The sequence below is a fragment of the Lysinibacter sp. HNR genome, assembly GCF_029760935.1.
GTDB lineage: Bacteria > Actinomycetota > Actinomycetes > Actinomycetales > Microbacteriaceae > HNR.
The window spans coordinates 2,277,992-2,300,440 of record NZ_CP121684.1; the positions used below are offsets into that span (position 1 = coordinate 2,277,992).

Here is a 22,449-nt window from a genome sequence, read left to right on the forward strand (position 1 = left end):
CGCGCACCCACCGGTGCAAAAAAAGCGCGGCTTATAAACCGTCTAAATCGGCCCGCCGTGAAGCACCGGAATGATTAGGTAAATGCCAAAAAGAACGGCACAAACACACAGTGCGAAGCAAATATTGGCGCCCCAAGTTGCCCAGCGGGGGCGACCCTGCGCCTCCACCCCATCGTCTTCGGCGTCACGAGCATCACCCAGAGGCTCTAGCGTGCCGTCCTCCCGGCGGACACGCGGCCCGGGCATCGCCGAAAAACGAAGCCCCAGAGAATAGAGGCTCACAACAACGGCCGTAGAGACAAGCGAGGTGACAAAAACAACAAGAAATGCTCCCCAGTCGATCATGAGTTATCACCCTCTTTTGACGTGTCGGATCCGACTGATGTCTGCTGAGCGGACGCCTTAGCTTTGGCCTTTGCCTTCTTTTCTTCGGCACGAAGCTCTGCGGCAGCAATGGCAAGGGCCTTATCGTGCATCACCGCCGATTGAGCCACCGGGGTGAGCGGAGGGATTGTTCCCGTCTCGGTGGGAACGCTGCGAATCTTACGCTTGCGGATCCGCACGGCGTAACCGGACTCCGCCACGTCACTCACCGCGTTGCTGGAGGTCACCCGATTGCGCCGCGACAGGGCATAAATAAGCCCGATTACCGCAACGCCCGCAAGGGCATCAACAATAATTCCAACCGGCCCCAGATGAGCGACCCAGGCGGCAAGCGCACCCACAGCACCCGCCGCGGGCAGGGTCATCAACCATCCCACAGCGATTCGGCCAACCGTGCGCCAGCGCACCGTTGAACCCCTGCGTCCGAGCCCCGACCCGATCACGGACCCCGAAGCCACCTGGGTGGTGGACAGCGCAAAGCCCAGGTTAGTGGAGGCCAAAATAGTTGCGGCAGTGCTGGTTTCCGCCGCAAAACCCTGAGCGGGCTTCACCTCGGTGAGACCCGCGCCGAGCGTACGGATAATGCGCCACCCACCCGAGTAGGTACCCAGAGCAATGGCAAAAGCACACGACACGATGACCCAGAACTGAGGGCCGGTATTGGCATCCTGCACGCCCGCGGCCACCAGGGTGAGGGTAATAACACCCATGGTCTTTTGTGCGTCGTTTGTTCCGTGCGCGAGCGCCACCAGGGAGGAGGACGCAATCTGCGCGTAACGGAAACGACCCCGACCATCGGGCTTTCCATCGTGCCGACGCGTAATGGTGTAGGCAAGTTTTGTTGCGGTAAAAGCGATAATACCGGCGGTTACGGGGGCGACAACCGCGGGCAGGATGACCTTGGAGAGCAGCACACCACCGTCGATTGAGTTGATACCCGCCCCCACAATCGCCGCGCCAATCAGACCCCCAAAAAGAGCGTGAGAGGAACTGGATGGGAGACCCAGGAGCCAGGTCACCATATTCCAGATAATGGCACCTATCAACCCGGCAAAGATCATCTCCGGAGAAATCAAAACACCGCCCTCACCCTCTCGGATGATCCCCTGAGAAATCGTCTTGGCGACCTCCGTGGAGAGAAAGGCTCCCACCAGGTTGAGGACGGCCGCCAGGAGAACAGCGGTTTTTGCTTTCAGCGCCCCCGTTGCGATGGGTGTCGCCATCGCATTGGCGGTATCGTGAAAACCGTTCGTAAAATCAAAGAAGAGAGCCAGTACGATAACCAGCAGCACTATGAGTGCGAGTTCCACCGAAATCTTTCTGTTGAGACGAATTTTTCTCGCGAGCGTGAAAGTATGAAGCGTGCCGTTTACGCACTTAACGATGCTCGCACTAGGCATGTCCCCAGGTCAAGTCGACAGGCGACATCCGATCACTAATTTTTAAGTATCTCTTCACGTTCATAAGCACTGTGAACGGGAGAATCAGCCACAGCTTCCCAACTCGCGCTGGGCGGAGTCTGAGATAAAGTTGGGAGCCACCGTAAAGTTAAATGTGTACTCGTTTGCGGATTGCTCAAGCGAGGTGAGGGTGAGCCCCCGTGGAAAGAACTGCGCCACACACACCGATCGCGGCTCAAGACCCAGTGCGGCCACTCCTCCAAATCGCGCCACTGCGTCTTCGCTCGAGATCTCCGAACCGTTAACCGCGATGCGCACCGGGGCCAAAACCAGGTTATTGTCCTGAGCCGATACCGAGAGCCACACGTCAATCTGGATCTCGGAGCGGAGGACGCTCTGTGTTCTGCTCACCCGGAGAAGACCGTCCTCAACAGTGACCTCCCCGATCGCGGCGGTATCCATCTTGCCAATGACATCTGCTATGGCCGAAGAATCCATAGTGACCGACATTGTGCCGCTCTCAAAGGGGGCGGTGGGTACCGCCGGAAGCCCCTTGAGCGTCAGAGTCACATCACCCCGACCCTCACCAACCGTAGCGCCTTCTAGCGACACCGTCACATCGTCGAGTTTGCCACTGAGAACTTGAGGAATCATCATAAAGCCACCGGTTGTGACCTCAATCTGACCGCCCGAGGCACCCCCCAGCTGCGACACAATCGCGTCACCAACCGCATCCTCAACCCGATCACGAACCCAGGGGTCAATGACGGCAAGAGCGCCAGCCAAAATGCCTCCCAGCACGGCCACAACTCCCAGTGAGATGAGTAAGCGCTTTACACCCCGGTTCATATCAGAATCCTTATCTTAATGTTCCAGCCCACTAGCGGGTCGCCATAAAACCCTACATGCGCTCCGGTGCCTCAACCCCCAAAAGGTCGAGCCCGTTGCGGATCACGATACCCACCGAGTTATTCAGCCACAGGCGAGTTTGATGCAGGGGGGACACGCTCTCGTCGCCAAGCGGGGTGACTCGACATGCGTCGTACCAGCGGTGGTAATACCCGGCCAGATCCTCCAGGTAACGGGCAATACGGTGAGGTTCACGCAATTCGGCGGAGTGTCCCACCACGCGCGGATACTCCTGCAGGGCCCCGATCAGATCGGTTTCGGTGCCGTGCGTCAACAAATCCGGAGCAAACACCGAGGTATCAACACCGGCAGCGGCGGCATTACGAGCCACCGCGGATGTGCGGGCATGCGCGTACTGCACATAAAACACGGGATTTTCGTTGGAGCGACTGCGCAGCTTCTCACCCTCGAGTGAGAGCGGAGAATCCGCCGGATACCGCGCCAACCAGTAGCGTAGGGCATCCGCGCCCAGCCACTCAAGCAGGTCATCAAGCTCAACGATGTTTCCCGCGCGCTTCGAGAGCTTGGCCCCGTTGAGGTTCACCAGTTGCCCGATCATCACCTTAATATTGGTGTCGGGATCTTCTCCCGCGGCCCCCGCAATCGCCTTTAATCGATTCACATAACCGTGGTGATCGGCGCCCAGCAGATAGATCTTCTCGGTAAAACCTCGATCCTTCTTGCTCAGATAGTAGGCGGCGTCCGCGGCAAAATAGGTGTACACACCGTTACCCCGTGTAATCACGCGGTCTTTGTCGTCGGTAAAATCCGTGGTGCGCACCCACACCGCGCCGTCTTCTTCATAGACGTGGCCCTGTTCACGCAGACGCTCGACGGAGGCCTCAATCGGGCTTCGTCCCGCCCTGGGGTCGGTCTCGTGCAGGCTCCTCTCCGAGAAAAACACATCGAAGTAGACCCGAAAGTGTTCGAGTGACCGTTTGATCTCGGCCATTTGTAGCTGGTAGGCGCGCTCTCGCACCGCGACCAGAGCCTCTTCCTCGGGAAGATCAACCACCTCGGGGATCTCCGCGAGAATCTGACGGGCAAGCTCGGCAATGTACTCCCCCGGATATCCACCCTCGGGTGTGGGCTCACCCCGCACCGCCGCGAGCACGGAGTAACCAAATTTATCCATCTGCGAACCGGCATCGTTAATGTAGTACTCAGCAGTGAGATCCGCCCCGGCGGCCCGCAGCACACGCGACAGGGAGTCCCCCAGCGCGGCCCAGCGGGTGTGCCCCAGGTGAAGGGGTCCTGTGGGGTTCGCGGAGACAAACTCCATATTGATGCGACGTCCGCTCAGCGAATTATTACGCCCGTACTCGTATCCCCGCTCAACGATCTCCCGAATAACCTGACCCGCAGCACCGGCCGTGAGGCGGATATTAATAAACCCGGGGCCCGCAATATCAACGCTGGCAACACCGTCAACCTCACGCAGGGCATCCGCGATTTCGGTCGCGAACTCCCGGGGGTTTGCACCAATGCGCTTGGCAAACCTCATTGCAACGTTGGAGGCCCAATCGCCATGCTCTTTATTGCGGGGGCGCTCAACCGCGGCATCCTCAAGGGTTGCGGTGGTGCTCTGATCACCGCGCTGCGCCAGGATATTGTTGGTAATGGCAAGGATGGCTTGCGATAGTTGTTCAGGTGTCACGGGTCAATTCTAGCCCTGCGCCGTGCGCCTCTCATGACAAATTGGGTGTCCAATGCGACATTTTGCTCAAGAAATGCTAGTCTAGTTCACGTTCTGAGCCCCCTTAGCTCAGGGGATAGAGCGTCTGCCTCCGGAGCAGAAGGCCGCTGGTTCGAATCCAGCAGGGGGCACGGTAAATGGGCGCATAAGACCCACAAAAAGGGAAATGAAGCGAAAATCCGGTTCATATTTACCTTGACATGATGTCCCAACCCTGACTAAAAGAGTTGGAGCTTATCCTCAAGCGAGGCCTTTCCTGCGGTTGTCTTGATGCGGCAAGCTCTCAGAAAAAACCTCGCTTTTATCAGGTTTTTCTCTCCAAGAAATTAGTTATTCCAGTTACCACTACCACCAAAGACACCGGCACCGAGGCCTATATTGCCACCAATAAAGGTTCCCAAGAGCTGGGTTCCCGGTCCGAAAAAAAGAACGTTTACGACACCACCAACATTATTTATTTGGAAAGAATCTGTTTTTTCAAACAGGGCATTAAACCCGCAGTGCGCTATTACTTTGCCAACGGTAACTCCAGCACCTGCTCCGAACCCACCACTATGTCCAATAAAAGTTCTACCTTGCACCTCTATTTTGGCTCGGGCATAAAAAAGTATAAGCTGAATTTGACCGGAAGCGCTCGCAGATTCCTCGCTACAAGAGTACGGTGCACCGATGTTCGTTGTAGCTGTTGCAGAGACTGATGTTGCTGGTGCAGCTACCGCCGGCGAAGCCATACCAATACTGCAGATGAGCGCAATTCCAGCGATTGCGGACCGTAGTGTTTTTTTCATTCTTTCTCCATTTTTGATATCAGTAACTTATATCAGCGTGTTTAAGCGAATAAAATAAACAGGTTATAGAAAATAATCTGCGTTTTACTAAAATTTTTCTAATATTTTATATATGCATCTACTTAGTAAAATTGCAATAATAATCAATAGAAAATATATAAGCAAACTATATATTTTCTATTCCAAATTAATATAATTTAGTATATTGAAGAGACGCAAGATTTCCAATAATTTTCATTAAAAAGAATGCAAGGCATATCGTTACTATTTTGGATACAGATAAACTGCCCCGTTTTAGCTCCAACCCTCATGTGAACCCATAAACGCCTCGCTTCAGGGGGTGCGTAATACATGAGTTGACCGGATTAGTGACAACTACCCGGGAGTCTAAGTTTCTTGAGTATCATTGCTACTTCATCGGGTATCACCGCCGGTACCCGATGCTCATTCCCCTCGATTTTCTCTCTCATCCGATGGAAGATCGGCCTCACTCGAAGATCAGTCTTCGCCACCTGGAAAGACGCCTCCGCATTGAACAGCTGATGACACGCATCAATCATCGTCAGTGCCGGTGCTGTCAGTACCGATAGATTCGCGACACACCCCTTGATCCCGGCCCGCTGCCGGGCAGACGCTGTTGATACTCAGCAATATCTTAGGTAGTCTTCGCGATACGGGAGCCGACGATGAACCCGTACCCAGCTTCTTCCAGCGCGATCAGGCTCGTAGCCGATGCCATACCCGCATCACACACCACACTCACCGTCACATTCTGGGCCCCCTTAGCTCAGGGAATGGAGCGTCTACCTCCGGAGCAGAAGGCCGCCCGTTCGAATCCAGCAGGGGGCACTTCTTGAACGGTTGCTCCAGATCAAGAAGACGCTTCGGATTTTGGCGGGGTGTGATGAAGCCCCCTCAAACGCTTCATCACACGCGAAGTGTTCCACGACTTGGCAGCCGACCTCGAAATACTTTGACAGCTATAGGACCGTCCCAGGGCGCTTCACTACCTATGACTATTCATACGTGAAGGAGGAATCTACATTCACACTGACTTTCCCATCAACTATTCGTGTCACTGCAACGGGTACAGTACCTGCTCGAGAGAACGCCGGTGTAAAAATCAACCATTTTCCGCGTGATATCTGCATAGTACTTTTAGGGTCAGCAGCGGCTTCACTTGCACCAAAAATAACCGAGTTTAAAGCGAGTTTCGAAAATGGTACAACTCCTGGTGTCGATGAGTAATCACCCTGGTCATAACCCAATTGACCCATCTGGTTACCTCCCCAGGTATATACCAACCCGTCAGAACCCAATGCCACGTTGTGCACACCCCCTGCTGCAACCGAGCTAAAAGAGACCGAATCGGGCGTAAGCGACTGCACCGGACGATGGCTTTCGATGTCATTGCCAGTAGTACCCAGTTGACCCCTGAAGTTACCTCCCCACGTATACACCGAAGAGGCACCCAAGCTTTTTCCCAGGGTGTGAACCCACCCCGTTGATATGGGAGCAAAGTGCAAGCCTTGTGGAGCAGCAACCCGAGTAGGGGTATTGCGGTCTTGGGTCGTCCCATCACCCAGGTTACCAGCTACATTGCCCCCCCAGGCGTAGTGGTGCCCGTCAGAGCCTAACGCTACAGAGTGTGCGCCCGCCGCTCCACTCGACACGGAGACGAAGTGCGTCACCCCTTCGGGGAGCTTCACCTCAACCGGGCTATGTCGTCTTATTTTTGTCCCATCGCCCAGGTTACCCCGGTAATTGCTCCCCCAGGCGAACGTTTTTCTTTCGGGAGCTTTTGTTGTGGGGTTCTCCACGGTTCCTAGCGCCAAAACATGATTCGACTGTACACCGATCGAGGTAAACTTTATCCCCGGGGCGTGCACCCGGACGGGCGAGTCGGCATTCTTCGTATCTGTACTGTTGTTACCTAATTGGCCCCTCGAATTATTTCCCCAGCTATAGATATCTCCCTGGGAATCTAATGCGACAGAAAAATATTGCCCTGCTCCAATCGCGGTAAATTGTCCTCCGGTGGGATGTTTGATCTCAACAAATTCCTCAGTGTATGGTTTTCCGTTGCCCAGCTCACCATCATTATTCTTTCCCCAGCCGTATACGCTTCCGTTGTTCGCTAATGCTAAAACGTGTTGGTGTCCTGCTGTAATTGCGGTGAATCTTACTCCGGAAGGAGCTTGTTTCAGGGTGGGAGTCTTCGGCGCGGGTAGCTGATCATTGATTTTGCCCCAGAAGTAGATGTTCCCGCTAGCTTCCAGCGCCGCAGAAAAAGAAAGTCCAGCGGCAACCTGAGTAATGTCTTCGGGTAGTTGGACGACAAGAGGGGTACCACCGGATACCGGTCCCTTTACGGCGCTGTCCGGGGTAATCGCAGCCCAGGTGGGGGAAGAACTGAGCGCAAGTCCAGCCACGAGGGCTATGCCCAGCCCTGCCCTCACGCGTCGGGATAATCTCTTAACTTTCATCAATACATGCCTTTCTAATACATTGCATTAATTAATATCGACTTTAGTGTTAATTAGGCCCCTATTATATCTGAGGGTTGTGTTTTCTTGCTCGCTCCTACTGTGCCGGTCTGAGCAAGCCTTCCGTCACCGTTCAACTCGGGATATGCCCGGGCGAACGTGTTATTGGCATGATCGCCGAATCAAAGTTTGGGTTGGTGGTAGTTTGTTTATATCCCGGACTGAGAAACGCCCCAGGTCCTGCCTCGTTCATAAGCCTGAGGAGCCCCCAGAACTCGCGAATTGCCGTTGTTGGCTCGCTCAACGCCGACCTGGTTGTTCATACCGAGCGTTTTCCCTAGCCGGGCGAGACCCTACAGGATTCAGAACTCGCGATTGTATCCGGCGGTAAGGGCGCAAACCAGGCGGTTGCAGCGGGGCAAGCTCGGCGGCAACGTTGCTCTCATCGAAGCGGTGGGTGCCGACGACCACGGTGACTTCCTGAAGCAGAGCATTGCGCGCTCCAGGGTAGACCACACTCACGTGAGCACGCTTGAGGGCGTGGCCACGGGAACCGCCGTGATCACGGTTGACGGGCACGGAGAAAACACCATCATCGTATCGCCAGGAGCCAACGGTCGGTTGGGTCAGCAGCACCTGGATGAGGCCGGTGCCGCGTTTGACGGTGCCGCGCTGGTGTGCCTGTGCCTGTGCCTCGAAATCAACACACAAACAGTGCTGGATGCGGCCGGGCGCGCACGGGCGGCCAGGGCACGGGTGCTGTTTAACCTGCCCCCACACGGAGGTTCCCGGTGAGATGCTGCGGCTCACCGACATCCTTCTGGTGAACGAGCACGAGGCCCACAGCCTCACAGGAATATCACCAAGCGATGCGGGTGGTTTGCGATAGCGGATGCCCTCCATCAACACGGTTTCGGCGCGTCCGTCAGTGTTGTCATCACGGAAAACCATGAGATCCCCTCACCCCGAGAATTAGGGGGAATCATATCAATTCATTAAAATTCTACTCTTATATAGCATATATTTTAGAGAAATACATTCAGTAGATTTACATGTTAGTGGGTATTTAATTAGGAATTCACGTTTATTTTTAACTAAACAATCGTGGGTCATTGGACGGTTTTACCCAGGTGTTAAAAATTCAACCTTATTCTTTTACGATGTTATATCAGCGAGAAACGACATTTAAATGAAATCACAAACTACACAAGACCCTCTAATTTTCCCCTCCGTGTCGAAGCTTCGTAAGGCTTCTTCGAGGGATGACACTCATCGCCGTACGCGCGTATCACTTCTGTCCGCGTGTACTCTAGTTTTTGCAACGGTGCTAGGGGGCGGTATTGCGATCGCCAATGAAAGAAAACCATCAATGACCGTTGTTAACATGCTGAATGAGACAATCACCGTACCCGTTCCTGATGATGGACGCTCGTACTTCGCGGAAGAGAGCAAAAGCATTACTGACACTGAGGAACATCCTGCTCTTCCTCACGATAGTGACACGGAGTTCCCCAACAATGGAACCCCAATAGAACCGCGTGGTATTGTCGGTAAAGATCAAAGGAAGAAAGTAGTCTCCCCCCAGATAGCTAGCCAGGCTCATAGGTCCGTGGTGTTTCTCCAACTCAAAATTGGCGATGGGTATGGCTCTTGTTCCGGTGGCATAGCTGGCCCACACCTCGTTTTCACTGCGGCACACTGCCTTTACAATAAAGACGCTCCTGAGAAAAATCGTTGGGCGCAGGACGTGAAAGTAATTGTAGGCAAGGAGGGGGACACCCAGGTGCGAACTTGTAAAATAGACCGTAAGCGCACTGTGGTACCTAAGGCCTGGTACGTGGACCATAACTACGACCGGGACTGGGCTATTATTAAGCATGATTGCGATCTATCGATGAACTTCCTAGGTTTCAACAGGCGTGTTATCACTGATAAAGATTTTGAAAGTGGTAAATACTATGCTTTTATTAGTGGCTATCCCCGGGATAAAATGATAGAAAATGCTAATTTCTTCATGTATGAGGAGTATGGGGAAATTGAGAAGCATCCTCAAAGCCCTCTGCGCTTCAGGTACCGTATCAGTACGGACGAGGGACAGAGCGGTTCTCCCATTTGGTTCGACGGAGAGCGTGGCCCCGTCATGATTGGCATACACTCACGGGGATTTATGAACCAGACAGAGGATAAATACAATTATGGAGTCCGACTTGGGCCAGGAATGCTTGCCGTGCTACATCAGTTTATGAATGAATAGGTTGAGGATAACGCTTCTTAGCAAGTCTATTTCATAATGTGTAATGTCTCAGGACTTCGGTGACGAATCTGCATCAAGACTTCGGTGACGTTCCGGCTATAGGAGTTCACTATAGATCTGTGGGGTCGTTTGGTCTGACTCCTCGATGGATGTGACAGGCGCAGCCAACCGGATACACAATGGTCTGGTAAGCGGGTCTAACTCACGGCTCTTCTGACACCACCTCCTTGACGGCTGTCCTTAATACGACGTGTCGACCGGCTCGGCTCACTTTCACAGTGCAGCCGGGTCTGTCAGATTAACGGTGGGTAGGCCGGTCTGAACCATAAGGAATAAAGACTATGACCCGATTACCGATACCGTGTCGGATAACGAGATGACCCTTCTATGTCTTTTGTCAAGCCATGATGGTGTTAAGTTGTCTGTAGAGTTGACGGGCAATGTAGCGTTTGAGGCATCGACGAATTTCTCGTGGGGTTTTTCCTTCAGTAGTGCGCTTTTGGACATAAGCACGAGTATCAGGGTCATGGACCATCCGGACTCGAGATATCACGTCCAAGGCTTGGTTAAGTTGTCGATCACCGTGGCGATTGAGTCGATGGCGAGTAGTGTTTCCGCTGGACGCTGGTAACGGTGCGGCTCCTGCCAGGGCTGCGAAAGCAGCCTCGGAACGAATTCTGCCGGTGTGGGAGTAAACAGTAAGGATAATACTGACAGTCACCGCTCCAACACCGTAGATATCCTGAAGGCCCAGGGCCAGAGTGCTCACGTGCTGGGATAGTGCTGCGAGGTTGTCCCGAAGTTGCTGGGTATGTTCTTGAACTGAGCGGGCTAAACGTATAGCTTCGTGACGGATCGTGCGGGTCGTGTCATCATCGGTGGGGTGTGTGCGCCAGGATGCGATTGTGCGGATGTGCGTATCGGTGAGTGGCTTACGGGGCATCAAGGCCCAGCTCAAAGCTACGCACTAAAGCGGTGAGGGCGTTTCGGTCTGCGGTACGACGAATGTCCAAAGAGCGTCGCGCAGCAAGCAAAACCCTCAATGCTGATCGGAGACCATCGTTCCGTGGTATCGCCAACTCGTCTACCCGGGAAGCTAATGCTGTTCGGGCCGCAGCAATGGCATCAATGGTGTCGGATTTTCGTTTCCTGACACGTGCGTGACGACGGGGTGGACGCACCTCACATACTGTGATTCCTGCGGATTCAAGGGTCCGTGTGAGGTTTGCTCCGTAGTATCCTGTGCCTTCTACCGCGACGAGTACCTGTCCTGAGGTGTGGCGGTTTATCCAAGCTAGAGCACGAGATAAACCAGCTGGGGAGACCGGGAAAGTATTGCTGTGGACGAGTGCTCCTGTTGGTGCGTCTAAGAGCGTCTAGGTGTGAGTTCTTGCGTGGTTGTCCACGCCGATGACCTGGTCATAGTGTTCTGCCACAATAGTCATTGCGGTGTTTCCTTCCATTATCGAGGGTGACTCCGTTTGGTATCGGTCTGGAAAGAAAACGTGACGAGGCAGATCTCTAATGAGTCACACGATCAGAAGCTCCTGATTGTGGACGGCCTTATATTAAGCCATCGAAACGGGCCAGACCGGTACCGACCCTGATAACGTGGACAAGTCATCTAAAAGGCACGGTGATATACCGGCCAGATTGATTGAGAGTCACACGATATCTGGGTCAGTCACCAGTCTGCCAGCCAGTCCCAGACCAGCTATTACTAATTAGAGATTGATCCAGTGACCGGAGAAATCATTGATCAGAAAGAACTCGCAGCCCAGCTTTTAGCGCAGGCCCAGGAACAAGGCGTCAGCCTGGTAGGTCCCGGCGGGTTACTCTCGAGCTTAACGAAAACCGTGTTGGAATCCGCGTTCGAAGCAGAACTGACTGAACACCTCGGTCACGAACCTGGTGATACCCCCACCAGGACAAATCACCGCAACGGAACCCGAGCAAAAACCGTGCTCACCGAGATCGGTCCAGTCAAGATTGACGTTCCCAGGGATCGGGAAGCATCATTTAAACCCATGATCGCACCCAAGCGTAAACGCCGGTTGGGTGGGATCGATGAGATGGTGCTCTCGTTAACCGTGCGAGGATTAACCACCGAGGAGATACAAGGGTATTTCGAAGAGATCTACGGAACGAAAGTCTCTAAAGACACTATCTCCCGGATCACCGATAAAGTTCTCGGAGAGCTTGCTGAGTGGTCCTCCCGCCCACTGAATGCGCTCTACCCGGTGATCTTTACAGGCCCCGTGCAGAACTCGTGATCGAGCTTGCCCACGTGAACCCGGTATGCCCGTCGTGCAACACTCGTGGGCGTATCAAAGACCGCCCTATTGTGCGTTACACCGATCTACCCGCGTTCGGAACAAACATCACACTCGCGTGGCGTAAACACCGACTCCGATGCCCGTCCCTGACCTGTCCACGACACACCTGGACACTCACCGATCACCGGATCGCGGCCAAGAGCTGTCGGGCCTTTGCCCCGTTTTATGGACACGCTGATTTCGGTATAAGCCGTTAGAAAGCGAGAAAATAAGAACATGACCTTGAAGAATTACCCGGAGGAGTTCAAGCGTCAAGCTGTGGAGCTTTACGAAACAACCCCCGGAGCAACTATTGGCTCTATCTCACACGATCTTGGAGTCTCTAGAAGCACACTATCGATCTGGAAAAAACGGTACGGCACCACTGCCCAGTACCGGACTGTTGCTGTTGGCGAACAGAGTGTTTCTGACAGTGATGATTCCCGTGTACGAGAACTCCAAACCGAGAATCGAGTGCTGCGGCTAGAGAAAGCGAAGCTGGAAACTGAACGTGAGATCCCCAGGCAGGCCGCTAAATATTCGTAAGGAGAGACAAATTGGTGAGCCGCTTCCAGTTTGTTGAAGACCACCGTGACACCTATGAGGTGAAGTGGCTCTGTGCGATCCTTGAGATCGCGAAATCATCCTTCTACGCGTGGAGGAAAGGCTTCCCCGCCAGGGCTGCCCGTAAACACGCAGATGAAGAGCTTTCAGGGCGTATCCGTCACGCACAATCTCCTACCAAGGGTGGAGACCCAGCCTACGCCCCCCCCCGGGTGACCGCGCATCTGAACGATGGGGTACCTGCGTGTAGGCGGGTGAATCATAAACGAGTTGCGCGGGTCATGCGTGAACGGGGTCTGGCCGGTTTACGGTTACGTCGTCGGGTGAAAGCCACTATTCCTGACCAGTCCACACAGAAGATACCTGATGCACTCCAACGAGATTTCACCGCCCAGAGGGTGAACCCAAAATATGTGGGTGATATCACCTACCTGCCTCTTGCCTCGGGTGGGAATCTGTACCTGGCAACCATGATTGATTGTTACTCACGAAAGCTCGTGGGATGGGCGGTAGCTGATCACATGCGAGTTTCTCTGGTTATTGACGCGCTGAAAGATGCGGCTCATATCCGGGGAAGCTTGGTTGGTACAGTTTTCCACTCGGATCGCGGGTCTGTTTACACCTCTGAGAGCTACGCGACAGTATGTCAGAGTTTGGGTGTGACCCAGTCAATGGGAGCGGTGGGTAGCAGCGCGGATAACGCTCTCGCGGAATCCTTTAACGCAACCCTGAAGAGAGAAGTCCTGGCTGGGAACTCGATGTTCCGGGACGAAGTCGAGTGCCGTAGGTCCGTGTTTCAGTGGGCAACTCAGTATAACACGGTGAGGCAGCATTCGTATTGCGGGTTAATCTCCCCAGATAGGTACGAGAGCACTACTCTGAGAAGAACAGCCTAATCATACAAGCCGTGTCCACACTTCGGGGTAAAGGCCCCATGCTTTTCCCGGTACTGGTACACCATCCGACGCTCCCTTCGGATATCACCCCGCCCGAACCGCTGCGTCGAGTCGCATGTTTGCCCGTCCTGGAGCTCATCACCATCGTGTTGATACTCAGCAATATCGTAGGGAGTCTTCGCGATACGGGAGCCGACGATGAACCCATACCCAGCTTCTTCCAGCACGATCAGGCTGGTACACCATCCGACGCTCCCTTCGGATATCACCCCGCCCGAACCGCTGCGTCGAGTCGCATGTTTGCCCGTCCTGGAGCTCATCACCATCGTGTTGATACTCAGCAATATCGTAGGGAGTCTTCGCGATACGGGAGCCGACGATGAACCCATACCCAGCTTCTTCCAGCACGATCAGGCTCGTAGCCGATAACATACCCGCATCACACACCACACTCACCGTCACATGAGGGTGCGCAGCCTTGAACGCGTCCAACACGGGCACAACGGTCACGGTCTCAGCCGTGTTCCCCTCGAAAGAATGTGTAGCTGCAGTGGAACCCTCGTTCGTCTACGAGGAGCCCGACCACGATCTGTAGTTCGAGGCGGCGTTCTTTCGATAGTCCGGGTTTACGGTAGTCGTCTTCTTTCTGAACGTGGAAAAACAACGTCGTGGCCTCATACAAGACGCGGATAAGTTGCGTGCTTCCACGAAACTAAACACACGCACCCGAAAAGTGGTCACGGTATTTCACTCAAGAAATGCTAGTCTAGTTTCACATTCTGGGCCCCCTTAGCTCAGGGAATGAAGCGTCTACCTCCGGAGCAGAGGGCCGCCCGTTCGAATCCAGCGGGGCACTCTCAGGAGCCCGCTACACGCGTTTAATCAGATTGCTCAAGGCCCCTGTCGGGCCGTTGCTCTGCCAACGAAAGTAATCGCGAATGCGTTCGACACAGCTTTCAACCGCCGCACCCGGCAGTGCCCCACCGCCCTCGGTGGAGTCAAGCGCCCGAGTCATTAGGTACAGCATTGTGAGTGCAGCCTGCCCAATCGGAAAATACCCGCAATCTTCACCATTCGCAAGACATAATGTAATAATTCATATTTTTATGAACCTAAAACTATGGCTGAGTAAATTTAAGGACTAGAAGCGTACGATTTGATCCTGTAGTGTTAGGTACTGTTCTACTGAAAAAGATTATCAATTACCAAGGAAGCTCATTGAAACTAACTTTTCTTCTTCATGCCGTTTTGTCCGTTGGGTTAGTATCGTCAGTCACCCTCTCGGCCCTGCCCACTCATGCTCAGACACCACAAAACAGCCCTACCTCGCTTGAGATCAGCACCGATACTCACGAAAGCTTCTCCCTCACCATTCCCCCACTGGGCAGCACGAGCAACGCCCAACAACGCGAAAATCGTCTCATGAGCCACAGCGAACTCAACCCCACGGGACGTTTCGTGAAAACAGGAACACAACTCACTATAGAAGTCACCTCCGAACCCAATACCGAGCTCTTCCTCGGCATTGGTATGAAGGGAGTATATACCGACCTGAACACCGGGAAAGACACAGGAATTACCACCCACCCACTGAACCCTGGAAAGAACCTCGTCACTTCCTCCGTCGACGGAATGGTCTACCTCATCAACAGATCCGACTCCCTCACAAGTAAAGCAACCATCACCGGAGGAACTCCGGCCCCGTTCTTCCGACTGCATGAAACATCCGAGAACGACTGGCAAACCATGCTTAACACCCGAGGAAACTCGCTGTTTACAGAAATACAAGGAGATCGCACATTTCTCACGATTCGCACTGATCTTGTCAAAAAACACCTGAAAAAACCCGCGGCCGAGTTAGTGTCTTATTTCGATACTGTTGTGAAACTCACCAACGAGGTCTACGGCTTACAGGACAATGCGACAGGAGTCGCCCATAAACAAAAACACCGCATTCATCTAGCAACCCCAGACACTGGAGGAGGCTACGCCCATGCCACTAACGGCCATTTAGGGTTCATGACTTCTACCGGAGCCGCAACAGACCTACTCAGAGGCAATATCGCCGATCAATGGGGACTCTGGCACGAAATTGGTCACACCTACCAAACACCGCAGTACAGATGGGATGGCCTCGGAGAAGTAACTGTCAATATTTCATCACTGTATGTGCAAGAAAAGCTAGGATACCCCAACCGTCTTTCCTCACGTAAAGCAGATATCAAAAACTTTCTTTCTCAGGTTCAAAACGGTCGAACCTACGACGAGGAAAACGACCTCTTCGTGAAACTAGGACTGTTCGAACAACTGCGAATTGCCTACGGCGATAACTTTTTCCCGCGGTTATCACAAGAATATCGAGTCCACAACGCACTCCATCAATCAGAAAGCAACACCTCAACACAGCAGCAACAGCTTATTCTGAACGCCTCCCGCGTGGCACAGCGAGACCTCTCAACGTACTTTAAAAACTGGGGCTTAACCGTCTCAGCAGAAACCGCTCAAAAACTCGCGGAGTTCCCCCTGTCGCAGTTCCCATTTGGAACAATATCGTTTCAGATCAAAAGATTATTGACCGCCTTGTCCCCGAATATACACTTCCACGAGGATCCCTCCACACCCCACCACACACTGTCCTCTTAGGAACAAAGGGACCCTACACAGGCAAATATTCACTATCCGACCTCGGAACCTCACACGTCGAAGGACTCTATGTCCGAGCACCTATCGCGGGCCCCAGCCAAGGAACAGTGATAGCACATGTGAAAAACACACAGGGTATTCCTAACGCCCTCACCTCAAAAATTGATGTAGAAAGAGGAACCACCCTAGACCTCTTAGGCATCAGCGACCACTCAGTAGCCACAATAACCCTAAACCCCACACAAAAAACAATCCAGACACAAAGCAACACAGACGCCTGGAGCCACGACTACTTTAAAGACAAAGACTACATCCGTTTTTCCCTCTTTGACGTCGACGCATCACCCATAAAAAACATCACCATTCAAGGACAAAACTCGGGCCGAGAACTACAAAAAATCCTTGACGGCCACACTTACTCCGACGGACAATTCATCCAGATATTCCACGCCGAACCAAGAACCAGACTCGCCCGCTACGACAACAACACCCCCACCCAACCCAGCACCGCCCAAGCCCAAGCCCAAAACTTCATCATCCGCAAAGATCGACTCATCCCCACCACAGAAATCAAACCGTTTGGCGGGACAAGTGCTGCTGTAAACCTTTTAGGCAGCGGCGACCGTTCAGTAGCCACAGTTATATTAAATCCCTCAACAGGAAAGATTCAAGCAAAAAACAACACACATACGTGGAGTAACATCTATTTTAAAGACCAAGACTACATCCGTTTTTCCCTCTTTGACGTCGACGCATCACCCATAAAAAACATCACCATTCAAGGACAAAACTCGGGTCAGGAACTACAAAAAATCCTTGACGGCCAGGCCTATTCCGACGGACAATTCATCCAGATATTCCACGCTGAACCACAGACCAGGCTCATGCGTTACGACAACGGCACTCCAACGGAATACACTCCAGCCCAAACCCAAAACTTCGTCATCCGTGAAGATCGACTCATCCCCACCACAGAAATCGATATACTCCCATGACGGATGCAGGATAATAAAATTTTCCGGCTTAGACACCGCCAAAGTGGGGCAGGGCACTGAAAGCAGGCGTGATCACTGAGTCTTTAGCAGCACTTGGTAATGTTGGGCCTGAACTAACTCGACGGTGATAAGGGCGACACTTCAGCATCCGGATAATTGCAGTGAAATTTGGTGAGGAAACAGACAAAGGCTCTGACTCCCCCCTTCCCGATCTAGGACCACCGGAAACGAGACGGTCAAGTTCTAAGCCGACATCCCCCAACACACAATACGGTCGGCTCGGAGCCTAACGCAGTATGCCACTCTCACGAGCGGCGGCAACGGCGGCGGTACGGGAGGAAACGCCAAGCTTGGTATAGACATGCACCAGGTGAGACTTCACGGTCGCGTCGCTGATGTGCAAACGTGCCGCAATCTCGCTGTTTGTAGCACCACCGGCCACCAGGCGAAGAACTTCGACCTCACGGGTGCTGAGGCCGGGCTGCGGGGAACGCATCCGTTCGAGTAGGCGACCCGCTATCGCCGGGGCCAGAGCCGTTTCACCCTCGGCTGCGGCGCGGATCGCAGCAATGAGCTCATCGGGCGGGGTATCTTTGAGAAGGTATCCGCTAGCCCCAGCTTCGATCGCACTAAGAATATCGCTGTCCGTATCATAATTTGTGAGCACCAGCACCGCCGGCGGCTTGGATAGGGATCGGACACTCCGGGTTGCATCAGCTCCCGTCTGAGCCGTGCCAAATTGCAAGTCCATCAAAACCACATCGGGCTCAAGCTCGGCGGCAAGGGCGACCGCGTCGTCGGGAGTTGCTGCTTCTCCAACAACATCGAGTTTCGGATCGTCGAGGAGCAGTGCGCGCAACCCGGCTCGCACCACGGGATGGTCATCGGCAAGCACGATTCGAATCATGATTCCATCTCATCTCTCACAGGCAACGGTAACCGAGCAATAACAGTTGTGCCCTGACCCGGTGTTGAGGTGATATCGAGGGTACCGTCGAACTGTTCGATGCGCTCCTGCATGGCCCGCAGCCCAAAGGAGTTAACGTTGTTCGGGTTCGTAACAGCACTGGACACGTCGAAACCCCGCCCATCGTCTTGCACTGTCAATATTGCTGATCCCTCCGCAGAGGTGAGTTCAACAGAGATACGCGAAGCCGCCGCATGACGAACGGTATTGGAGAGTGTACCCTGGGCAATGCGTAAGAGAGCCGTCTGGATGGCCATCGGCAAATCGATATCTTCCACCGTTACCCTCACGGGTATCGATGCCTGCTTCTCCTGTTCCTGACCGAGCCTGCGAAGGGCCGCGGCTAGACCATTGTTGAGGCGGCTCGGGGTGAGCTCACGAATGATCTGACGGGTGTCGATGAGACTGTTGGCAGCTGTTTCGCGCGCCAATTTCAGATAACCAGCACCGGGCTCCGGTGTATCGCGTTCAGCCGCGCGCAGCAGCATCTGAATCGAGGAGAGACCCTGGGCTACGGTGTCGTGGATCTCGCGGGCAAGTCTGGCTCGCTCCGCTAGCGCACCCTGTTTACGTTCCGTCTCGGCGAGCTGTTCACGGGTACGAACCAACTCTGCCAGGAGCCGTTCGCGCTCTGCTGCCTCTCGCATAAGCGCACGGTAAGCAAATCCGATAAGAAGAGCGACACCCGCCCCCACAAGCGGGCCAATCACTCCGCCAACACTAAATCCAATGTGTAGGCCAATCGCGCAGATCGCAAAACCTGTCGTAACCAGGATCGCAGCTACACCACCCGCAACGGGAAGCACATGAAGATAGAGAAAAAACAGTGGGAAGACAAGATAGGCACCCTCGGGGCTCAACCACATCAGTACAACCCAGAGCAGGGTGAGTAGTGCCACCCAGGCAGCAACAAAGCTGTGCGGGAGCCTCCTATCGTCAGCCGTGCGAGCCGCCCACGCACCCGCAAGATAGACCGCAACAAACGCAACCCCCGCGATCAATACCCACATAGCGTCGGGGGATGACACAATAAATGCGCGCGCAACCGCAAAGACCGTGAGCCCCATGAGGAGGGAGTGGAGGCCGATGCGGAGCCCGATGAAAACCGGGGCAAGGATTGAATGTGGCATTACTCTCCCAGTCTAAGCGAGCGATCATGAGTAGCCATCAACCAAAAGTTTGAGTCCGATTCCAACGGTTTAGGCGATGCCCAAAGAACCACACAAGACAAACATTAAAGGGTGGCTCGCACAGAAGGTGCGGGCAGAAAGGTTCCTATCATGTTTGTTGCGTGGAGAGAGCTGCGATTCGCCCGTGGCCGGTTCCTGCTCATCGGGACGGTCATCGCCCTCATAACTCTGCTTGTCGGTTTCCTCTCCGGCCTCACCGGAGGCCTCGCCGCCCAAAATATCTCGGCGGTGTTACAGCTGCCCGGTGACCGTCTTGTGCTGCAGCAACCCGAGAACAGTACTCCCAGCTTTGCAACCTCGTCCCTCAGTCAAGACACTGTTCAGACCTGGAAAAAAGCTGGCGGTGTGGAGGCTGTAACCCCGGTCGGTATTGCCCAGTCACGTGCCTCAATCACGGGCTCCAACGAACCCACCGGAGTTGCCCTCTTTGGACTTCCAGCACAAGCCGCGCAGGAGGCTGCAAACCCTCTGTCCGACCTTGTCCCATCGTCCGATACCGAGGTTGGGCTCTCCAAGGGTGCCGCTAATCTCCTGGATGCAAAGATCGGTGACAGCGTCACAATCACCGGAAATAACTACACCGTTACCTCTATCGGTGAAGATCTCTGGTACAGCCATACCCCGGTTCTTGGACTCACCCAGAACGCGTGGAGCGAGGCGAGTAAACGCATCGGCGGCACCGGTGAACCCACCGTACTTGCGGTCACGGGAACCCCGAACTGGAATGTCGTAGCGCACCAAACCGGCACAATCTCCGAGACTCCTCTTTCGAGCCTCGGAGCACTCGAAGCCTTTAGATCCGAGATCGGCTCGTTGGGATTGATGATCGCGATGCTGTTTGGTATCTCGGCACTTGTTGTCGGCGCGTTCTTCACCGTCTGGACTATGCAGCGCGCCGGAGACATCGCCGTTCTCAAAGCCCTCGGGGCCACCACGGGTTCGCTCGTGCGCGACGCCCTCGGCCAGGCACTCATCGTGCTTGCCGCGGGTATAAGCGTCGGTCTCCTTGCAGTCATCGGCTTCGGCACTCTGGCGGGCCAGGTACTACCCTTCGTGATTAACCCACTCACCACCCTCGCCCCGGCCATCGTCCTGGCCATTATGGGCATTGCGGGGGCAGTATTTGCGCTGCGCTCCGTAACCAAAGCAGACCCCCTCACCGCACTCGGGAGCAATCGATGATACAGCTACAGAATGTCACCCTCACCTTCCCCGATGGGGAGAACCGTATCACCGCCGTCGATCGGGTGACCCTCCGCGGCGAAAACGGTACCCTCACCGGCATTACTGGCCCATCCGGGTCGGGCAAATCCAGCATTCTCGCGGTCGCTGCGACCCTGATCCGCCCAGACTCCGGTGGTGTGCTCATTGGTCACGGAGCTAACATCATTGATGCGGCACAGCTCTCGAAAAAAGACGCCACTCAACTGCGTCGTGAGTGCATCGGTATCGTCTTTCAGCAGTCGAACCTGCTCCCCGCTCTCACCGCCCGCGAGCAGTTGCAGGTCATGGCTAGGTTGGGTAACACCACCCGTACCCGGCAGGCGGAACTCGACGGTCGGGTTGCAGAGCTGTTGGACGCGGTTGGCCTCACCGCACACGCTAATAAACGCCCACATCAGCTCTCCGGTGGACAGCGTCAACGAGTTGCGATTGCACGTGGGCTCATTCACAGGCCCGAAGTGCTACTGGTGGACGAACCAACCAGCGCACTCGACCAAGAACGCGGCGCAGAGATCATGCAGCTCATTGCCCGTCTGACCCACGAGCGAGATATAGCCACACTGCTTGTTACTCATGATCTTGTTCACCGCGACAGTATCGACACGCTTGTTACCGTTGTTGATGGCCGTCTCTCGGATTCATCGCTGACCCAAATCCAGAGCTGATTTGCCTCATGCTTGATAGGTTTTAGTGAATCTCAGCATACGTAGGAGGAGCCTAAGCTGCGCAACTTATTATCGGGGGTTGGCCTCGAGCCAGGTAAGCACCTGCTGTGCGTGAGTATTGGGCGGAAAGATCGGGTAAAAAACGTGCTCTATCATGCCGCGTGAGACGATAAGCGTGAGGCGCGCGTAGAGGCGGTCATGGTCGGGAGCCGCAAACGTGGGTAGCCGCAGTTGCTCTGCCAGGGCGAAGGCACCGTCAGAGATCATGGTGAAGGGTAATCGCAGTCGAGACACAAGCTCAGCCTGGTAGGAGGGTTCCTGACTGGAAAACCCGAATACTCTGCTGATCCCGGCCTCCCGCAGCACCTCGAAGTGATCGCGGAAATCGCAGGCTTCGGTTGAACAACCCCGCGCACCGGGGATAGCGTCCCACCCCTCCGGCAGGTCAACCCCGGGACGTCCCGTGAGCGGGTACAGGTAGATCACGGTTCGTCCCGGCCCAAGACGCGACAGGTCTACGGAACCGCCGTCACTCGTCGCGAGCGTCAGCTCGGGCATCCTCGTGCCCGGCAGATGATCGGCAGCCCCGTCGTCCTCTGGAATCGGTAGGCCCTGTGGAAGGGGCACGGGATCGGTCACGGAATCCTCCTTTTTAAAAGTTTTATTCGCTCCCAGGTGGAGCCGTTCTTGTAGCACGGTACGACGCTCGCTCAGAGCATCAATGATGCGGTTAAGCTCGGCAATTGCGTCTCGGTAAACCGCCAGTGAGCTCACACACTCGTCGCCGTGTTGGTGTCCGTTATCCAGACACTCGATGAAGGGTGCCGCACGCAGCGGCGAGATGCCAACCGTATTCAATCTACGGATCTCCACCACGGCACGAAGATGATCTTGGCTAAAACTCCGGTAGCCGTTGGCCTCTCGGGACGGCTCGATTAATCCCAGTTGTTCGTAGTAGCGAACAGCCTTTACCGACACTCCGGCCCGTTGGGCGAGTTCTCCGATGCGCATTTTACCTCCCACAAGAACCATAAACCCTGTCCCTGGGGGCAGGGTCAAGTCCGGTGTCTTGT

At 54.4% G+C, this 22,449-nt stretch carries 19 protein-coding genes, 1 tRNA gene and 1 pseudogene; 9 read left to right on the forward strand and 12 right to left on the reverse strand.

The genetic code is table 11. The features are described 5' to 3' along the window. Positions 1-42: 42 nt before the first annotated feature. The 4 genes from FrondiHNR_RS10415 to argS all read right to left on the reverse strand — a co-directional run bounded on the left by FrondiHNR_RS10415 (position 43) and on the right by argS (position 4,350). Complete coding sequence (locus FrondiHNR_RS10415; protein WP_279352700.1) at positions 43-345, reverse strand: hypothetical protein; 303 nt, start codon at positions 343-345, stop codon at positions 43-45. Then, entirely contained in the window at positions 342-1,694 is a 1,353-nt protein-coding gene (locus FrondiHNR_RS10420; RefSeq protein WP_279352701.1) for an inorganic phosphate transporter, read from the reverse strand. The genes FrondiHNR_RS10415 and FrondiHNR_RS10420 overlap by 4 nt, the downstream gene beginning before the upstream one ends. Positions 1,695-1,868: 174 nt before the next feature. Further along, positions 1,869-2,633 (reverse strand): DUF2993 domain-containing protein, encoded by a 765-nt coding sequence (locus FrondiHNR_RS10425; RefSeq protein ID WP_279352702.1) that lies wholly within the window; start codon positions 2,631-2,633, stop codon positions 1,869-1,871. Between the two features lie 52 nt (positions 2,634-2,685). Continuing rightward, entirely contained in the window at positions 2,686-4,350 is a 1,665-nt protein-coding gene (gene argS, locus FrondiHNR_RS10430; protein ID WP_279352703.1) for an arginine--tRNA ligase, read from the reverse strand. A 97-nt stretch (positions 4,351-4,447) separates the two neighbouring features. On the opposite strand from argS, the gene FrondiHNR_RS10435 reads away from it, so the two are divergent. After that, positions 4,448-4,520, forward strand: a tRNA-Arg gene (locus FrondiHNR_RS10435). A 195-nt stretch (positions 4,521-4,715) separates the two neighbouring features. On the opposite strand, the gene FrondiHNR_RS10440 is transcribed toward FrondiHNR_RS10435, so the two are convergent. Both FrondiHNR_RS10440 and FrondiHNR_RS10445 read right to left on the reverse strand, forming a co-directional pair. Further along, entirely contained in the window at positions 4,716-5,177 is a 462-nt protein-coding gene (locus FrondiHNR_RS10440; RefSeq protein WP_279352704.1) for a VapA/VapB family virulence-associated protein, read from the reverse strand. Positions 5,178-6,193: 1,016 nt separating this feature from the next. Beyond that, positions 6,194-7,663: a hypothetical protein gene (locus FrondiHNR_RS10445; RefSeq protein ID WP_279352705.1), complete on the reverse strand. Its 1,470-nt coding sequence runs from the start codon at positions 7,661-7,663 to the stop codon at positions 6,194-6,196. A gap of 408 nt (positions 7,664-8,071) precedes the next feature. On the opposite strand from FrondiHNR_RS10445, the gene FrondiHNR_RS10450 reads away from it, so the two are divergent. Together FrondiHNR_RS10450 and FrondiHNR_RS10455 are read left to right on the forward strand one after the other, a co-directional pair. Next, positions 8,072-8,458 (forward strand): PfkB family carbohydrate kinase, encoded by a 387-nt coding sequence (locus FrondiHNR_RS10450; RefSeq protein ID WP_279352706.1) that lies wholly within the window; start codon positions 8,072-8,074, stop codon positions 8,456-8,458. A 574-nt stretch (positions 8,459-9,032) separates the two neighbouring features. Beyond that, a complete protein-coding gene (locus tag FrondiHNR_RS10455; RefSeq protein WP_279352707.1) occupies positions 9,033-9,917 on the forward strand; it encodes a trypsin-like serine protease in 885 nt (294 codons plus the stop codon). 397 nt (positions 9,918-10,314) lie between these two features. Here the strand turns inward: FrondiHNR_RS10455 and FrondiHNR_RS10460 are convergent. After that, positions 10,315-11,362: pseudogene (locus FrondiHNR_RS10460) on the reverse strand (IS110 family transposase). 294 nt (positions 11,363-11,656) lie between these two features. On the opposite strand from FrondiHNR_RS10460, the gene FrondiHNR_RS10465 reads away from it, so the two are divergent. Both FrondiHNR_RS10465 and FrondiHNR_RS10470 read left to right on the forward strand, forming a co-directional pair. Further along, on the forward strand, positions 11,657-12,190 hold the full coding sequence (locus FrondiHNR_RS10465; protein ID WP_279352708.1) for a transposase: 534 nt from the start codon (positions 11,657-11,659) through the stop codon (positions 12,188-12,190). Positions 12,191-12,469: 279 nt separating this feature from the next. Further along, positions 12,470-13,692, forward strand: a protein-coding gene (locus tag FrondiHNR_RS10470) for an IS3 family transposase (RefSeq protein WP_279352709.1) whose coding sequence is annotated in 2 segments (ribosomal slippage) — positions 12,470-12,776 and positions 12,776-13,692 — 1,224 coding nt in all. Because the reading frame shifts where the segments join, the coding sequence is not laid out codon by codon here. A 156-nt stretch (positions 13,693-13,848) separates the two neighbouring features. Here FrondiHNR_RS10470 and FrondiHNR_RS10475 read toward each other — a convergent pair. Then, positions 13,849-14,202, reverse strand: coding sequence for a hypothetical protein (locus tag FrondiHNR_RS10475; protein ID WP_279352710.1), 354 nt, complete (start codon positions 14,200-14,202; stop codon positions 13,849-13,851). A gap of 358 nt (positions 14,203-14,560) precedes the next feature. Next, positions 14,561-14,707 (reverse strand): hypothetical protein, encoded by a 147-nt coding sequence (locus tag FrondiHNR_RS10480; protein ID WP_279352711.1) that lies wholly within the window; start codon positions 14,705-14,707, stop codon positions 14,561-14,563. Between the two features lie 203 nt (positions 14,708-14,910). On the opposite strand from FrondiHNR_RS10480, the gene FrondiHNR_RS10485 reads away from it, so the two are divergent. Continuing rightward, positions 14,911-16,335, forward strand: coding sequence for a M60 family metallopeptidase (locus FrondiHNR_RS10485; protein ID WP_279352712.1), 1,425 nt, complete (start codon positions 14,911-14,913; stop codon positions 16,333-16,335). 119 nt (positions 16,336-16,454) lie between these two features. Beyond that, positions 16,455-17,330 (forward strand): putative mucin/carbohydrate-binding domain-containing protein, encoded by an 876-nt coding sequence (locus tag FrondiHNR_RS10490; RefSeq protein WP_279352713.1) that lies wholly within the window; start codon positions 16,455-16,457, stop codon positions 17,328-17,330. A 286-nt stretch (positions 17,331-17,616) separates the two neighbouring features. Here the strand turns inward: FrondiHNR_RS10490 and FrondiHNR_RS10495 are convergent, their stop codons facing one another. Continuing rightward, a complete protein-coding gene (locus tag FrondiHNR_RS10495; RefSeq protein ID WP_279352714.1) occupies positions 17,617-18,237 on the reverse strand; it encodes a response regulator transcription factor in 621 nt (206 codons plus the stop codon). Beyond that, on the reverse strand, positions 18,234-19,427 hold the full coding sequence (locus tag FrondiHNR_RS10500; RefSeq protein ID WP_279352715.1) for a sensor histidine kinase: 1,194 nt from the start codon (positions 19,425-19,427) through the stop codon (positions 18,234-18,236). The genes FrondiHNR_RS10495 and FrondiHNR_RS10500 overlap by 4 nt, the downstream gene beginning before the upstream one ends. Positions 19,428-19,577: 150 nt before the next feature. On the opposite strand from FrondiHNR_RS10500, the gene FrondiHNR_RS10505 reads away from it, so the two are divergent. Next, positions 19,578-20,669 (forward strand): ABC transporter permease, encoded by a 1,092-nt coding sequence (locus FrondiHNR_RS10505; protein WP_279354538.1) that lies wholly within the window; start codon positions 19,578-19,580, stop codon positions 20,667-20,669. Next, entirely contained in the window at positions 20,666-21,376 is a 711-nt protein-coding gene (locus FrondiHNR_RS10510; protein ID WP_279352717.1) for an ATP-binding cassette domain-containing protein, read from the forward strand. Before FrondiHNR_RS10505 ends, FrondiHNR_RS10510 begins: the two co-directional genes overlap by 4 nt. Before the next feature lie 69 nt (positions 21,377-21,445). Here FrondiHNR_RS10510 and FrondiHNR_RS10515 read toward each other — a convergent pair whose 3' ends face one another. Further along, positions 21,446-22,435, reverse strand: a complete 990-nt coding sequence (locus FrondiHNR_RS10515) for a MerR family DNA-binding transcriptional regulator (protein ID WP_279352718.1) — start codon at positions 22,433-22,435, stop codon at positions 21,446-21,448. Positions 22,436-22,449: the final 14 nt, after the last annotated feature.